Below are 16,669 nucleotides of genomic sequence, written 5' to 3'. Positions count from 1 at the left end.
GTCAAATTCAAATCCAGATACAAAAATGGCTCAAGTTAGACCAGATGAAGTGTCTGCGATCCTGAAGGAACAGCTTACAGGGTTTAAAGCTTCTTCTGAGTTAGAAGAAGTGGGAACTGTTTTAGAAGTAGGTGATGGTGTAGCTCGTATTTATGGCTTGCTTAATGCTGAAGCTGGCGAGTTGATCGAGTTCGAGTCAGGTGTCGTAGGTATGGTATTGAACCTCGAAGAAGATAATGTAGGTGCCGTAATTATGGGTAAATACACAGATATCAAAGAGGGTGATACAGTAAAACGTACAAGACGTATTGCATCTATTAACGTAGGTGAAGGTATGTTTGGACGTGTTGTCGACGCATTAGGTAACCCTATCGATGGCAAGGGCGAGATCGAAGGTGAAACGTATGAAATGCCTATCGAGCGTAAAGCTCCAGGTGTATTGTACCGTCAACCAGTAGATGAGCCAATGCAAACGGGTATCAAGTCTATTGACTCGATGACTCCTATTGGACGTGGCCAACGTGAATTAATCATTGGTGACCGTCAAACAGGTAAAACAGCGGTTGCAATTGATTCAATCATCAACCAAAAAGAGTTCTACGATAAAGGAGAACCTGTATACTGTATTTATGTTGCTGTAGGTCAAAAGGCTTCTACAGTATCATCAATTGTACAAACGCTTGAGAAAGCTGGTGCAATGAAATATACAGTGGTTGTTGCAGCAAACGCTTCTGACCCTGCTCCAATGCAATACTTCGCTCCTTTTACAGGTGCGGCAATTGGTGAATTTATTCGTGATACTGGGCGTCCTGCATTAGCAGTATATGATGACCTTTCAAAACAAGCGGTAGCTTACCGTGAGGTATCACTTCTTCTTCGTCGTCCTCCAGGACGTGAAGCTTATCCAGGTGACGTATTCTACCTTCACTCGCGTTTATTAGAGCGTGCTGCGAAAGTAAACTCATCGGATGAGATCGCAAAGAATATGAACGACCTTCCTGAATCAATCAAGCACTTAGTGAAAGGTGGTGGATCTTTAACAGCTCTTCCATTGATTGAAACTCAGTCAGGTGACGTATCAGCATATATCCCTACAAACGTAATTTCGATTACTGACGGACAGGTATTCTTAGAGACTAACTTATTCAACGCAGGTGTACGTCCAGCGATGAACGTAGGTATCTCAGTATCTCGTGTAGGTGGTAACGCTCAGATCAAGCCAATGAAGAAAATCTCTGGTAAATTGAAGACTGACTTAGCGCAGTTCCGTGAACTAGAGGCTTTCGCGAAGTTTGGTTCTGATCTTGATCCAGTAACTCAGTTAACAATTAGCCGTGGTCGTAAGAATACTGAAATCTTGAAACAAGCTCAGTATACTCCTTACAGAGTAGAAAACCAAGTGGCAATTATCTGGGCAGGTACTAACGGTATCCTTGATCCAGTAGCTGAAGAAAAAGTAAAAGCATTCGAAGCTGAGTACTTAGAAGTACTTAACTCTAAGCATGCTGATACTATGTCTCAAATCGCTTCAGGTAAGTGGGGAGATGACCAAATCAACCTTCTTAAGAAAGTTGGTGAGGAAATCGCTCAAAACCACAAATAATTATATTAGAAATTAGCAACAAGGTATTCTCAATACTCTTGTTGCTAATTCACTTTTATTACTCAAACAGAAAATGGCTAGTCTTAAAGAAGTAAAAGAGAGAATTACCTCTGTAAACTCCACGCAGCAAATCACTAAAGCCATGAAAATGGTTTCAGCAGCAAAGATGCGTAGAGCTCAAGACCGTGTAACAGGTATGCGCCCGTACGCTGATAAGCTTGCGTCTATACTTGAAAACGTTACTGCGGCACTTGGAAACGACTTTTCTAGTCCATTCGTTGAGGCACATGACGAAGTGAATAGCGTTCTTGTTATTGTAGTAACTTCAGACCGTGGTTTAGCAGGTGCTTTTAATGCCAATATCATCAAAGAAGGTTCTAGATTGTTAAATGAAGAGTTCGCAGCTCAACATAAAGCAGGTAGAGTTGAAATCTTAGGTGTTGGTTCAAAAGGTACTGACTTTTTCAAAAAGAGAGGAGTTCAAACAAACTCTGATTATGTTAACTTCTTCCATGAAGTGACTTTTGAAGAAGCTAGAAAAGCTGCTGAATATGCTATGGATGGCTATGTTTCAGGAAAGTTTGACAAGGTAGTAGTTGTTTATAATGAGTTCAAAAATGTTGCAACTCAGATCGTGAGAACGAAACAATTCTTACCTTTTGCCTTAGAAACGGCAGAATCTACTGATGAGAATGACGGTAACGAAGCGGATTACATCTTCGAACCTGAAAAAGAAAAGATTCTTTCAGAATTGATTCCAAAAACGTTGAAGGTGAACTTCTATACGCATTTGCTTGATTCGAATGCGGCAGAACACGGCGCTCGTATGACTGCAATGGATAAAGCAACAGAGAATGCAGGTGAGTTATTAAAAGAGTTGAAATTAGATTACAATAGATCGCGTCAAGCAGCTATTACTAATGAAATTCTTGAAATCGTTGGTGGTGCAAATGCATTGGCTGAAGGTTAATAGCAATTCCTCATTTGAATATATAAAGTCTCAATCTTGTAAAAGGTTGAGACTTTTTTGTTCTATATAGTTTGTAAGTACTGTGACAAAAGTAATTGGTATTTTGAAGGTAAAAAAGTGGTCTGTGTTGTGGTTCAGTGGACGTTGTAGTACAACGTCTCAACAGCCTACTTTCAATTTTTGATAGAATATCATTTATGAAGGATAAGTTGTAGGGATGTTGCATTGCAACGTCCACTGAGCCACCATAAAAACCATTTTACGAACCATAATTCTACATTCTTAATTCTTCATTAAAAAAGTTCCATAACTTTTGTCCTATTACTTAGCGTAGTAGACTACGCCGCTACGAAAAAAATAGCCTTATTGAGTTACATTCAAGTAGATCTCAATAAGGCTGTTTTATTATTTATAACTTAAAACCTTTCTATGCTGCCACAGTTGGTTTTGGTTCTCTCTTCATGATAAAAATATAACCCAAAGCACAAATGCCTAATATAAATGGATAATAGAGGTATTGTATCACACTTAATGGAGATAATGCTTCTGCAGCACCTACGGCTACTAAAATTTGAGCTCCATATGGAATAATACCTTGTGTGAAGCAGGAGAAAGTATCAAGAATACTTGCGGCTCTCTTTGGTTCAATATTGTACTTTGTACTGATTTCTTTAGCAATTGGACCTCCAATGATAATAGCAATAGTGTTATTGGCAGTACACATATCAATAAATGTGATCAATAATGCTATACCTAGCTCGCCACCTTTAGTACTGTTGATTCTTGATGTAATTGCATAGATGATATATTCGATTCCTCCGTTTTTATGAGTAATGGCTACTACACCACCGATCATCAAGCAGAGGATGATAATTTCAGACATTCCCATAAAACCTGCTGAGGTTGCTGATATTAATCCCCAAATATCAAATGACCCAACCGATATACCGATTATACCTGAAAGTACTGTACCTAGCAAAAGAACGATTAAAACATTAATTCCTGATAAGGCACCAACTAATACCACTAAATAAGGAATAACTTTAATAAGAGAATATTCATAGCTGTCTTCTAAGCTAAGTGAGAATCCACTTGTAGTAATAAGGTAAATGATAATGGTAAGTATAGCAGCTGGAAGTGCAATTTTAATATTTGCTTTGAATTTGTCTCTCATTTCTACTCCTTGTGTTCTTGCTGCCGCAATAGTTGTATCAGAGATCATGGAAAGGTTATCTCCAAACATCGCACCGCCAATTACAGCTCCAAGACCAATTCCTATTGGCATCCCCGTTTTTTCAGCAATACCTACAGCAATTGGAGCAATGGCCACAATGGTACCTACAGATGTTCCAACTGAGATAGAGATAAAGCAGGAAATGATAAATAACCCTGTAATTAATAAATTGCTTGGAAGGTAAGTAAGTGCAAGGTTTACTGTGGAGTCAATGGCTCCCATACTTTTACTTACATTGCCGAATGCACCTGCTAACAGAAATATAATACACATCAACATAATGTCGCTGTGGCCCATTCCTTGAGTGTAAGTGCTGATTTTTTCTTTTAAAGTAGCTTTAGAATTCATAGATAATGCTACTACTGATGCCAATAAGAAGGATACAGTAGCGGGCATTTTATAGAAGTCTCCAGTTATAATCGATACCGCTAAATAGCTGACCAGGAATGTTAGTAAAGGTATTAAAGCATAAGGATTCCCTTTCTTTATATTGTTTTCCAAAATGAATAAAATTTGGTTGCCGATAATATCTAGTTTATTGATAAGTAGATTATTATCTCTACTTAACAAACTGCTAAACTACAAAAGATTTCAGATTAGATGAGATAGAGGCCGTTAATTAATACTAATCTGTTATAAATAAAAAAACTGAGGCAAAATGAATTACCTCAGTTTTGGATATATATATAATCTGATTTAAAACTATACTAATCCTGCTTCCACTAAATATTCAGCAATTTGAACAGTGTTTGTCGCCGCACCTTTACGAAGGTTGTCAGCAACGATCCACATGTTTACTGTTTTCTCTTGCGTTTCGTCACGACGGATACGACCTACAAATGTTTCATCTCTGTTATGAGAAGTCAATGGCATAGGATATACGTTGTTTGCAGGATCGTCTTGGATGATGATACCAGGAGCTTCTGCTAAGATCTGACGTAATTCAGCCTCATCAAATTCGTTTTCGAACTCAATGTTTACTGATTCAGAGTGACCACCTACAGTAGGGATACGAACTGTAGTAGCAGTAACTTTTACAGAATCATCTTCTAAGATTTTCTTTGTCTCGTTGATCATCTTCATTTCCTCTTTAGTATATCCATTGTCTTGGAATACATCAATGTGAGGAAGGACGTTCAAGTCGATTTGATGAGGATAAACCATGTTTGCCTCCTTACCAGCTCTTTCGTCGAATAATTGATCAACAGCTGCTTTACCAGAACCAGTTACTGACTGGTACGTAGATACAACAACTCTTTTGATTTTATATTTTTCATGCAAAGGACCAATCGCTACAATCATTTGAATTGTAGAACAGTTAGGGTTTGCGATGATCTTATCTTCTTTTGTTAAAGATTTAGCGTTTACCTCAGGAACAATCAACTTCTTTGATGGATCCATTCTCCATGCTGATGAGTTGTCAATTACAGTACTTCCTGCTTCAGCAAATTTTGGAGCGTACTCTAATGAAGATGCACCACCCGCTGAGAAGATAGCAATATCAGGCTGTTGAGCAATTGCTTCCTCTGCAGTGATAACTGTATACTCTTTACCTTGGTAAGTAACTACTTTACCAGCTGATCTAGCTGATGCAACGAGTAATAATTCATCGAATTTGAAACCTCTTTCTTCGATGACGTTTAGAATTTGCTCGCCAACCAATCCAGTGGCGCCTACAACTGCTAATTTCATAATATTTTGATAGTTGGTTTGTTTGAAAATAACCGCTAAGGCCGTTGAAAATTAATGTTTTGGCCTTCTAGATAGATTACGGTGTAAATGTAGAAAAACAATTTTTAAATTGTTATTTATAAAACTGTTTTATACAATAATAACACATAGTGTTATAAAAAAAACAGCATCAGTATTTTCAAGAGTACTGATGCTGCATTTACAAGAAGTTCTTTTCTTAAAGAATATTTTTACTATTCTTCGCCAAGTCATAAAGTAATTCTCTTGCCCTGTGCAGCTGTGCCTTGATAGTACCTAGAGGTGCTTCAAGTTCTTCAGCAATTTCATCGTAAGATTTCTCTTCAAAATATCTCAATTTTACGAGTCTTTGGTATTTTGGAGGAAGTAGACTTACAAACTCTCTTACAATCTGAATTTTCTGAGCTTTAATAGCCTCTTCCTGAGGGGTAAGGCCAGAATCTTGAATATTCATGCTCATAGTGTCACCGTCTTTATTGGTCACTTCAGCATCGATAGAGTAAGTTTCTAATTTCTTTTTACGAATAAAATCAATTGCATTATTGGACGCGATTCTAAATAACCACGTACTGAATGTGTAGTCTTTTTTAAACTTGGAGAGATTCTTAAATGCTTTAGCGAAAGCTTCAATGGTTAGATCTTCTGCATCATCTACATTTCTAACCATTTTTAATATCGTATGATATACCGATTTACGGTAACGGCCCATCAGCTGTGCGTAAGCCTGCTCATTACCTTCAATCGCTTCGTCTATTAATTCAAAATCTTCAAGCGCCTTTTGGGAAAACTGTCTGTCTAAATCCATGTTTTTCGCTTTGAGATCACAGAGGATACTCCTATTAATATTTGATATGCAATTAGCATTAGGTCCAAAATTGGTATATGCCACCACTTGATTTTCTCACCTACCATTGCTGTAAACCTTTTGAAACATACTATCATCAATAGTGTACGGATCAAGAGTAGTACTGAGAGTTGCAATAAATTTGCCATATCTAGTGGTATCATTAGTAAATATATAAAATATACTGATATGTGCGAAGTACTAAGTGCACCTAAAAGTAATTTATTTGAAAATTTATAATGATAACTGGCACTGACATGTCTTGTTTTTTGTCTAAACCATGCTTTCCAATCTTTTTCGGGAGAACTATAAGTAAGTGCATTACTATTGATGATGGTGATGGTGTTTTTTGTATTAGACATTTGATTCACAAATAAATCGTCATCACCACTGAGTACTTTTTTGTGTTTTTGAAAACCATTCGCCCTTTCATAAACATCTTTATTATATCCAAAGTTCCGTCCTACAGCCATATAGTTTATGCCCATATTACTAAACGAACTGTATTGAATTGCTGTATGAAATGTTTCATACTGTGTTATATTTGAAACCCAATTATTCTGTTTGTTTTCATAAAGCCCAATACCGATGAGGATCTCATAATGATGAAAAAAGGGAGCTATTGTGTTTATCCAGTTATTGTTTTCGACCCAGCAATCCCCATCTATAAAGAGAAAGTTTTTGTACTGTGCTTCTGCAATGCCTTTAGTTAATGCATACTTCTTGGGACTCCAATTGGGGTTGGTTTTCTCTAGTCTTACTTTTTTGATATTACCATATTTTGAGGTAAACTGATTAACAATGAAAGATGTATTGTCTGTAGATCGGTCATCAATAACAATAATTTCAAAGCAGTCATAATCTTGAATAATCAGAGAGTGTAGAAGTTTAGAGATATTCTTTTCCTCATTTCTAGCTGTAATGATTATACTTACAGGTAGTGGATTGGAATCAGAATTTGGATGTGTTCTCTTTTTCCATAAGCTGTAAGGAGCAACCCCTCCCCAAACGAAGTATTGAGGAAGTAAAAGGAGAAAGTAAAGAAGTGTGATTAATGAGCTAGGATCTTCAAGAGAAGAAAGTAGAGCCATATTCTAAGTTTTTTGCTTTTTCTTTTTTGCTGCAGGGAAAAGAATATTGTTTAGAATAAGTCTGTAGCCTGGAGAATTAGGGTGAAGGTTGAGGTCTGTTGGTTCTTCACCTACTAAATGTTGATAATCTTCTGGATCATGACCTCCATAGAATGTCCAAGTCCCTTTTCCGTAAGTGCCATGGATATATCTTACTTCATTTGCTTCGCTTGTTTCACCCAATACGATCACATCAGATTTTACTAGATGTTTTTTGAAAGCCGTAGTTTGTCCCATAAAACCTTTAATATTTTGCTCATGGTTTTGTGTCAACATAGTTGGAATAGGATCCCATTTAGCTGAAAAAGCAAACAATTTAAAGAAGTCATTGCTTTCTGTCAAACCTCTTTCATAGTATTGATTGTCTATGTCTGAGTATTCATATTTATAAGGATCCATATATAACTTGAAATCCTTAAATGCGAAGGTTTTGTCGTAATTTAATTTTGATTGTGCATTAGGATCTGCAGGGTCTCCATCATACATAAAATCACAAATATCGACTCCTTCTGCTGATAAAGCTATATCATAAGTGTCGGTAGCTGAACACATAGCGAAAAGGAATCCACCACCAGCACAGAAATCTCTGATTTTTTTAGCAACACCTAGCTTCAACTGAGAGACCTTACCAAAACCATGTTTATGAGCGGAAGCTTCAAATTTCTTTTGATTGTCAATATACCATTTCTGTCTTCCATATGCTCTGAAGAACTTACCATACTGTCCTGTGAAATCTTCATGGTGAAGGTGTAACCAATCATATTTTGGAAGAAGGTCTGCAATTACTTCATCATCGAAAATTACATCATAAGGTATTTCAGCGTAGGTTAAAACGAGCGTTACAGCATCATCCCAAGGCATTTTTGATGGAGGAGAATAAACGGCAATTTTTGGAGGGACATCCAAACGCATGATGTCCATATTGGATTCAGGATGTTCAATTTCTCTTTTAATACCGACTACTTGAGCATCAGAAATTACTTCATAACTAACGCCTCTTACAATCATTTCGTTTTCAAAATCTTGTGCATACTTGAACAGGAAACTACCACCTCTGAAATTCAATAGCCATTCTGCTTCAATGTCTTTTTGAAGTACCCAATAGGTGATACCGTATGCTTTTAGATGATTGGTTTGGGAGTGATCCATTGGCACCAATATATAATTGGCAAATGCAGGCGAACATATAAACCAAAGCAATCCCAGTAATATAAGTTTAAGTTGTTTTCTCTCTTTCATTAATCTCACTCTCTTCTATCACTTACTCGATTGATAATAATATAATATCATCATTGAACATTGAAAATACAATTCTTTCCTCTATTCTTCACAATTTTATCCAGATTATTATGAAAGTAGAAGTTGATCTATTAAATTTTGATTATTGAAACGATTCAGAAAAGCTTACGATTCTTTTTCTGTATTATGTATAAGAACTAACTATTCATCCAAATTAATGATTCATTTTTATCGAGTCTTCATACTCTATTGCCTTTCAATAGGGATGTTGCAAGGACAAACTATTTATTCTACCACTTCTTTACATAAAATTGGAGCTTCTTCATTAGGACGTACAGATGCAAACTTATTTGTAGCAGATGTTTGGTCATCAGTAAATGCCGTAGCTAATATTTCAAAGGTAAAGGAGACCTCAGCAGGACTTAGTCATCGAATGACGCATCAGGCTTTTGCTTTATCCACATTCAACTTCTCAGCAGTTCTTCCCACAAGAAAACTACACTTTGCAACTTCGTTTCAGAAGTTTGGAGACAGTGACTTCAATGAGCAATCTGTTGCATTTGGTTTGGGGAAGAAAATCGGAATAGTACGTTTAGGAGGAAGTTTGAATTTTTATCAAATAGGTGGCGCAACAATAAGAAGGTTACACGCCATGACTTTCAATTTGGGAGTGAATACCACTTTAAGTGAGCATGTGGAATTATCGTTTCATGGGCAGAATATTTTAAGTGAGGGGTATTCTGTAGATGAATTAGAATTGTCAATCCCATCCATTTTTCGTTTTGGTATTGCCTATAAAGTTGATCAATTTCTTCAACTGAATACAATGATTGAAAAGGAAAGTGATCAGTATCTGACTTCAAGGTCTTCTGTAGAATACCAATTAACAGATCATTTTAGAATTTATACAGGTATAACTTTTCCTTTTTTGAGAATAGGTTTAGGTTCTCAGTTGTATTATAAAAGATGGCTGATTGATTATGCTTTTCAGGTACATCAGGTTTTAGGTTGGACACATGCTTTTTCACTCTGTTATAGTCTTAGAAAATCATGATGAAGCTTTTAATTTTCATTGCATTAATGACCCACACTTTATGCATCAATGCACAATCTAATGATGAAGAATTACTATGGTTACAAAGTATTTTTTCAAAAGATAAAATGGAGCTTTTATCTCCTAAAGAGGTGGATTATTGGCTTGCTTTTCACAGAAATCCAAGAAACTTAAACAAACTGAAAACTTGGGAGTTACAAACTTTATTTGGGTTGACTTATGAAGAAATATCATCCTTCAAGGCATATAAAAAATCTTTTGGGGCATTTGTGAGCACCAATGAATTAAAAAGGGTAGAAGGATGGAATGATGATTTAGTACAGTTGGTAAAATCTTGTACCTATGTTTCAAATTTCAATGAAGAAGGATTAAGTAGAAAAGAGCAATTGAAAGTACCTGATCTTCATTATTCATTAACCAACTTTGGATTTTCTACTCCTGCATCTAAAGGATTTCTTCAGAATCATTATTTAGGTGCTCCTGCTTATTTTCAACAGAAATTACTTTGGTCTAAAAGAAATAATTACAGTTTTGGATTAACGATACAGCAAGATAAAGGAGAGGTTTGGGATTGGAATCCTTCCAAAAGTCATTTTGGATTTGATTTTACTTCTGCTCATATCAATGTTCAAAATGATGGTTTTATAAGGCAATTGCTGATAGGAGATTATCAAATGATTGGAGGACAAGGCTTAGTGTTTGGAGGTGGTTATTTTCTGGGAAAAGGAGGGGATCCAATTTTGAATATTACGCGTGCAGTTTCAGAAGCGAGACCCTATACTTCCGTTACGGAAAGTGGCTTTTTTAGAGGAGGTTTGGTTGCTCTACAACCTTTGAATAATGTGAAGTTAACTTTGGTGGGGAGTTATAAAAAACTGGATGCATATGCATCAGATACCACAAGAGTAGTTAGTAATGGTTTACACAGGACTGCCACAGAAATAGAAAAGCGCAGTCAAATAGCATTAATGAGTGTTGGCGGAAGGGTAGATAGTCATTTTAAAGCATTAAATATTGGATGTAATTTTCTAAGGAATCAGTATTCTAATTATATTGATTTGGGGAGTAGAAAAGATTCACTTTCTGTTTTTGAGGGGAAATATTCCTCGAACTTAAGTCTGGATTTTAATTATTATTGGAGGAATATTTCTTTCTTTTCTGAAGTTGCCCGCTCAAGTTTTGGAGGAACAGCTTTTATCTTTTCCACTTATGTTAGTTTAAAAAAAGGGCTTGATCTAGTCTTTTCTTATAGAGGTTATGATCACAATTACTTGTCACTCTTTGGAAATTCACTTTCTGAAAGTACAAATACAACCAATGAAGAGGGCTTTTATATAGGTCTTAAATGGAAAAAGGGGAAGAAGTTTTTAGTAGAAGGATATTTGGATTTATATTCCTTTCCTTTTCCTACGTATAGAAACGATGTAGGTGTAGAAGGCATTGAATTTAGAAGTCGAAGTAAATTAAAAGTGAATAGTAATACTTCCTTATTTCTAAATATTTCAATGTTTGACCGAGGGAAGTATATCACTCAAGAAGATTATTTTAAGTCTGTTTTAATTCAGGAAACAAGTCAGAAAGCTACTTTTGGAGCACTCATTGAGGAGCATCGTATTACTTTAAAACCTGTAGTTCAAGTTCATTTATATCAAGGGCTAGAAGAAAGTTTTGGTTATCTTCTAGCACAAGATGTAAGTGCTCAACTTTTTGATAACCTTAAAATAGACACCCGTGTTGCTTATTTTTCTACAGATGATTATAACTCTAGGCTATACAGTTATGAAAAGAACCTTCAGTATGTATTTTCATTTCCGCCTTATTATGGAAGAGGATGGAAGAATTATGTATTGTTGAAATATAAGTTATCAAAAAGGTTTCGATTGACAGGTAGATGGTCTTATACTTTTTATCAAGATAGAGAAGAAATTGGAAGTGGGTGGGATGAAATAGATGGAAACTCAAAGCATGATTTTACCTTTCAGCTAAAGGTGAGTTTATAATAGCATGTTTGAAACATCTCTTTTAGTAAAAATTCACCCTTTTAGAACGTGAGTTTATTAATTTCATCAACTATAGAACCACTATTTTCTTTGAAATTAATTTCTTTACAACCTAAAATGGAAAATTTTGACTTCTAAAATATATATTCTAAACATGTTACAAAAAAAGCGATTTTAGGATTGACCTAAAATCGCATTGATCTATTGAAATAATCGAATATTGATTATTCTTCGAAAACACCCATTTGTGAGAATTTCTCAATTCTGTTATTCTTAAGTGTTATTGTATCTAGTTTTTCTAACTCAGCAGTTTCAGAAAGGATTGTTTCTTTCATGATTTTGAACATTTCCTGAGGGTTTGTATGAGCACCCCCAAGTGGTTCAGGGATGATCTTGTCGATCAAACCGAAAGATTCCATATCTTTTGCTGTAAGTTTTAATGCTTCAGCCGCTTGTTCTTTGTAATCCCAGCTTCTCCAAAGGATTGAAGAACAAGATTCAGGAGAAATTACAGAGTACCAAGTGTTTTCAAGCATCATTACTGAATCACCAATAGCAATACCTAAAGCACCGCCAGAAGCACCTTCACCAATTACAATACAGATTACAGGAACTGTTAATTTGAACATTTCCTTCAAGTTCTTTGCAATTGCTTCCGCTTGACCTCTTTCTTCTGCTTCAAGACCAGGGAATGCACCTGGAGTATCAATAAACGTCACAACAGGCTTTTTGAATTTCTCTGCAAGTTTCATCAAGCGAAGCGCTTTTCTGTAACCTTCAGGATTAGCCATACCAAAGTTTCTCATTTGGCGTTGTTTCGTATTTCTACCTTTCTGCTGACCGATCAACATAAAAGTCTTTCCGTCGATAGTACCAAAACCACCTACCATTGCTTTATCATCTCCAAAGGCTCTATCACCATGAAGTTCCACAAAGTCGTCTGTGATTTGATAGATATAGTCTAGAGTGTAGGGTCTGTCAGCATGACGAGAAAGTTGTACTCTTTGCCAACGAGTAAGGTTTTCAAAAGTACTTTTTTTAAGCTCTACAATTTTGTGTTCAAGCTCTTCTATAGCTGTACTTACATCTACGTTGTTTTTAGATGCAAGATCTCTCATGTCTTCAAGTTTCGCCTCAAGCTCAGCGATAGGCTTTTCGAAATCTAGCAGTGTATTCTGATCCATTGCTGCGAAAAATATGATGTTTAATATTCTTTAAAAATCACTCAAGGAATGATTTATTAAAAGATTGAATTCTAAAATTATACTATTCAGAAAGCAAACATACGCAATAAAAAGTTTATAGGAACAAGAAAACCGTTAAATGATATAAAAAAAGCCTCTTCCAGAAAAGGAAGAGGCTTATTTACAGATGGTTATAATTGTATCTTATTCCGCTTCTTCAGAAAATGCCTCTGAAATATTTAGGATATGATCCCCAATTCTTTCCATTGAAGCAAGAAGATCATTGTAAGCTAAAATCTCACCTGTAGAAACACCTTCAGCGTTGATTTCAGAACGGTTTAGATGCTTTTTACGTAATTCTTTTCTCTTTTGGTTGACTGCTTTTTCAGCTTTCTGAGCTGCTTCTAAGTCTACTTTGTCAGCATCAATATTAGATAGCATTACACCAAATGCTGTATCAACAACATCCAGAAACTCATGTAGATCAGCTTGTTGATCGGCAGTTAACCAGATTTTTTCTTCGTACCTTTTCTCGATCGTAAAGGTCATTCCTTTGAAGATATCTCCAATTCTTTCAATCTCATGTGAAGCACGCATTAAGCTTTTTACCTCATCAATTTGAGAAGATGAAAGCAATTGATCTCTTGAGATTTTTGATAGGAAATCTGAAACTTCTTGTTCCATTCTATCTGAATTCTCTTCTACCTTACGGAGTTTTGAGATATAACCTTTTCTCTCTTTTTTATTTTCTTTACCAGAACTGAATAAGTTTCTAGCAGTCGTTGTCTGTTTTGAGATGATTTGAGCAAAACGTTTGATTTCATTTCTTGCTTGCTCTACACCCGCTTCATTGGCAATTGGCCTGCCGTCTGAGATAAACTCAAGGCTGTATTCATCTTGGTCCTCTGTTTCAGGTACCATTTTCACTACAATATTCTTGATCGCATTAACGAAGAAGATCATAATTGAAGTGTTGATGATGTTAAATGATGTATGGAAGATCGATAATGCAATTGGAACTGATTGTGGATCTGTTGTTGGATCACCAAATTCCGTGTAGCCATTCATGAAGAATATAACTCCTTTTAGGAATAATGGGTAAACTAAAAGCATCCAAATCACACCTGTTACGTTGAAAATAAGGTGTGCACGTGCAGATCTTTTAGCATTTGTGTTACCTACTACCGCTGCAAGGTTGGCAGTAATTGTAGTACCGATGTTTTCACCAAGTACCATTGCTGCTGCAATTTCAAATGGAATCACACCTTGGTTACACAACACGAGTGTTAAAGCCATTGCCGCACTTGAAGATTGAACTACGATAGTAATTAAAGTACCAATAACTACAAATGCTGCTGGTGCAAATATTCCTAGGTTTTTGAAAGTTTCTAAGAAAGTTAATTGTTCTGCACTGAATGTTGGTACAGCTTCTTTTAACATCTGTAAACCAATAAACAACACCGCAAAACCAATTAAAGTGTTTCCCCAATCTTTTGTTCTTTTAGAACCTGAAAACATCATCGGGAACGCAATAGCAATAATAGGTAGTGCTAGTTTTGACATTTTCACTTTGAAGCCCAATATTGAGATAATCCAAGCGGTAACAGTAGTACCCACGTTGGCTCCCATAATTACGCCGATAGATTGAGTAAGGGAGAGTAATCCTGCATTCACGAAACTAACAACCATTACTGTTGTAGCTGAAGAGGATTGAATTATAGTAGTAATTAAGAATCCTGTAAAAACACCCGCAAATTTATTGGAGGTCATTGCCGAAAGAATATTTCTCATCTTATCTCCCGCAACGTTCTGGATACCTTCACTCATGACCTTCATCCCATAGATGAATAAACCGAGTGCCCCTACAAGTTTTAGAAACTCAAAAATTCCAAATTCCATATCTAATGTAAATACAACAAAATCAAAACCCTTAAAATATATAGGGATTAGAGATCGCAAAGTAACTCAATTCCTCATTATTCTTTGATGAAATCTGTCTAAATTAATAATTTGTTAATCTAGCTAGACAATAATAAAGATTGAGTATTCTTATTTTAGAAGTTTATTAAAAATACTTGAAAGCAAGATCGTTCTTTTGTAGTAATCAAAATATGTATCTCTTTTTCGGTGCAATATTCTTACATTACTTTTAATAATCATAATATTCCTACTAAATGTTAGGTTAGAAATAAATATTATTTGCAACTCGGAAGGTATTTGCGTGTGCTTCGATGATTGTGCTCAACTTTTTTGAATACCCGCCCCCCATACTTGTTACAACAGGAATTCCATTTTCATGACACTTATGATAGACCATTTCATCTCTGGTTTTACAACCTTGGATGGTGAGTCCCAATTTTCCCAGCTTATCTGTTTCCAGAATATCCACTCCTGATAAGAAAAAAATAAACTGAGGATTTAGTTTTTCAAAAAGGTATTCCAATTGCTCTTTTAATATGGAAAGGTAAGTGGCATCATTGACTTTGTCTTCCAAAGGAATATCCAAATCTGAAATTTCTTTTTTCATAGGATAGTTATTGGCTCCGTGCATGCTGAAAGTAAAAACTTCAGGAGTATTCTGAAATATTTCAGCGGTACCATTTCCTTGGTGTACATCCAAATCTAGAATCAATATGCTTTCATATCCTTTTTTATGAATAAGGTAATTGGCCGCTACTCCAAAATCGTTCAGTATACAAAAACCTTCACCATGTTCCGAATAAGCGTGATGTGTACCTCCGGCAATATTCATAGCAACACCATATTCCAAGGCAAATTCCACACAGTCAATAGTTCCTTGAGTGATGATGAGCTCTCTTAAAATTAAATCATCAGACATGGGAAGTCCTATTTTGCGGGATTCATGATAGGTAAGGTTCTGATTTTTTAATTTCTCCCAATATTCTAAAGTATGAGTAGTAAGAATATCCTCTTCCTTGACAGGACGAGGAGCAAATAGGTTTTCTTCAGTAATTGTACCTTCAAATAAAAGCTGTTCTTTCAGCAAGGGATATTTGTCCATCGGAAAACGATGTCCTTCTTCTACAGGATGACCGTACCGAGGGTGATAAGCTACTTTTAACATTAGTAAGTTTGTGAAGATAACATAACTAGCGTACAAGCCTCTTCTGTAAAAATGCCTGCTTCAGCCGCTTTTTTATAAAACAATGGATTTTCTGTACCAGGATTAAAAATAATTCTTTTAGGCTTTAACGAAATAATATAATCTATCCACTCCTCTTGTCTCTGAGGGCCTACATACATTGTAACAGTATCAACATCTTCAATAACAGGTTTATCATTAATGATCTCAATACCATTTCCGACTTTTCCTTTCTTTATACCTAGTGGTACAATTGGATGTCCTTTTTGAGTTAGACGTTCAGCAGCAAAAAAAGCATATCTAGAAGGATTGGGTGTTGCACCTATAATGACTGTTTTTTTCATAATGTATTAAAGTATCATTCTAATAGAAGCACAAAAATATAAATTTCTTCCTTAGAAAATCTTAGAATATAACAACAAGAAGGTCTGAACTGTTTGATTATTCCTTGGTTTTATGGAACTTTGAGTATTAAAAAATTAAGCAAACTGTGTCTTTAATAAATACTAGAAGCAATAACCTAACTTCAAATTAATGTCATTTTAATGCTTATAAATATTTTATTAAGCGGTGGTTTTTGGTGTGAATTCGAACTATT

At 35.6% G+C, this 16,669-nt stretch carries 13 protein-coding genes; 4 read left to right on the top strand and 9 right to left on the bottom strand.

The features are described from left to right. Positions 1-25 precede the first annotated feature (25 nt). Together atpA and atpG are read left to right on the top strand one after the other, a co-directional pair. On the top strand, positions 26-1,603 hold the full coding sequence (gene atpA / locus AVL50_RS21420; RefSeq protein WP_062618526.1) for a F0F1 ATP synthase subunit alpha: 1,578 nt from the start codon (positions 26-28) through the stop codon (positions 1,601-1,603). A gap of 73 nt (positions 1,604-1,676) precedes the next feature. Beyond that, entirely contained in the window at positions 1,677-2,573 is an 897-nt protein-coding gene (gene atpG / locus AVL50_RS21415) for an ATP synthase F1 subunit gamma (protein ID WP_062618525.1), read from the top strand. Between the two features lie 427 nt (positions 2,574-3,000). Here atpG and AVL50_RS21410 read toward each other — a convergent pair whose 3' ends face one another. From AVL50_RS21410 to AVL50_RS21390, 5 genes are all read right to left on the bottom strand, one after another. After that, positions 3,001-4,308: a Na+/H+ antiporter NhaC family protein gene (locus tag AVL50_RS21410; RefSeq protein WP_062619149.1), complete on the bottom strand. Its 1,308-nt coding sequence runs from the start codon at positions 4,306-4,308 to the stop codon at positions 3,001-3,003. 201 nt (positions 4,309-4,509) lie between these two features. Further along, a complete protein-coding gene (locus AVL50_RS21405; RefSeq protein ID WP_044203155.1) occupies positions 4,510-5,499 on the bottom strand; it encodes an aspartate-semialdehyde dehydrogenase in 990 nt (329 codons plus the stop codon). Between the two features lie 217 nt (positions 5,500-5,716). Continuing rightward, on the bottom strand, positions 5,717-6,322 hold the full coding sequence (locus AVL50_RS21400; RefSeq protein WP_062618524.1) for an RNA polymerase sigma factor: 606 nt from the start codon (positions 6,320-6,322) through the stop codon (positions 5,717-5,719). Further along, positions 6,313-7,452: a glycosyltransferase gene (locus AVL50_RS21395; protein WP_062618523.1), complete on the bottom strand. Its 1,140-nt coding sequence runs from the start codon at positions 7,450-7,452 to the stop codon at positions 6,313-6,315. Before AVL50_RS21395 ends, AVL50_RS21400 begins: the two co-directional genes overlap by 10 nt. A gap of 3 nt (positions 7,453-7,455) precedes the next feature. Next, on the bottom strand, positions 7,456-8,730 hold the full coding sequence (locus AVL50_RS21390; RefSeq protein WP_062618522.1) for a hypothetical protein: 1,275 nt from the start codon (positions 8,728-8,730) through the stop codon (positions 7,456-7,458). 265 nt (positions 8,731-8,995) lie between these two features. Here AVL50_RS21390 and AVL50_RS21385 point away from each other — a divergent pair, with 265 nt between their 5' ends. Together AVL50_RS21385 and AVL50_RS21380 are read left to right on the top strand one after the other, a co-directional pair. Further along, positions 8,996-9,784 carry a hypothetical protein gene (locus AVL50_RS21385; RefSeq protein ID WP_062618521.1) on the top strand — a complete coding sequence of 263 codons (789 nt, stop codon included), beginning with the start codon at positions 8,996-8,998 and terminating at the stop codon, positions 9,782-9,784. After that, on the top strand, positions 9,781-11,784 hold the full coding sequence (locus AVL50_RS21380; protein WP_062618520.1) for a hypothetical protein: 2,004 nt from the start codon (positions 9,781-9,783) through the stop codon (positions 11,782-11,784). Before AVL50_RS21385 ends, AVL50_RS21380 begins: the two co-directional genes overlap by 4 nt. A gap of 224 nt (positions 11,785-12,008) precedes the next feature. On the opposite strand, the gene AVL50_RS21375 is transcribed toward AVL50_RS21380, so the two are convergent. The 4 genes from AVL50_RS21375 to AVL50_RS21360 form a co-directional block, all read right to left on the bottom strand. Beyond that, positions 12,009-12,968, bottom strand: coding sequence for an acetyl-CoA carboxylase carboxyltransferase subunit alpha (locus AVL50_RS21375; protein ID WP_062618519.1), 960 nt, complete (start codon positions 12,966-12,968; stop codon positions 12,009-12,011). A 204-nt stretch (positions 12,969-13,172) separates the two neighbouring features. Next, positions 13,173-14,867: a Na/Pi cotransporter family protein gene (locus AVL50_RS21370; protein WP_062618518.1), complete on the bottom strand. Its 1,695-nt coding sequence runs from the start codon at positions 14,865-14,867 to the stop codon at positions 13,173-13,175. A 283-nt stretch (positions 14,868-15,150) separates the two neighbouring features. Further along, on the bottom strand, positions 15,151-16,053 hold the full coding sequence (locus AVL50_RS21365) for a histone deacetylase (RefSeq protein WP_062618517.1): 903 nt from the start codon (positions 16,051-16,053) through the stop codon (positions 15,151-15,153). Continuing rightward, the gene (locus AVL50_RS21360; protein ID WP_062618516.1) at positions 16,053-16,415 is read right to left on the bottom strand and encodes a CoA-binding protein; all 363 of its coding nucleotides are present in this window, start codon (positions 16,413-16,415) and stop codon (positions 16,053-16,055) included. Before AVL50_RS21360 ends, AVL50_RS21365 begins: the two co-directional genes overlap by 1 nt. Positions 16,416-16,669: the final 254 nt, after the last annotated feature.

It is taken from the genome of Flammeovirga sp. SJP92, from assembly GCF_001583495.1.
Classification (GTDB): domain Bacteria; phylum Bacteroidota; class Bacteroidia; order Cytophagales; family Flammeovirgaceae; genus Flammeovirga.
This window is presented reverse-complemented; position numbering and strand designations above follow the sequence as displayed.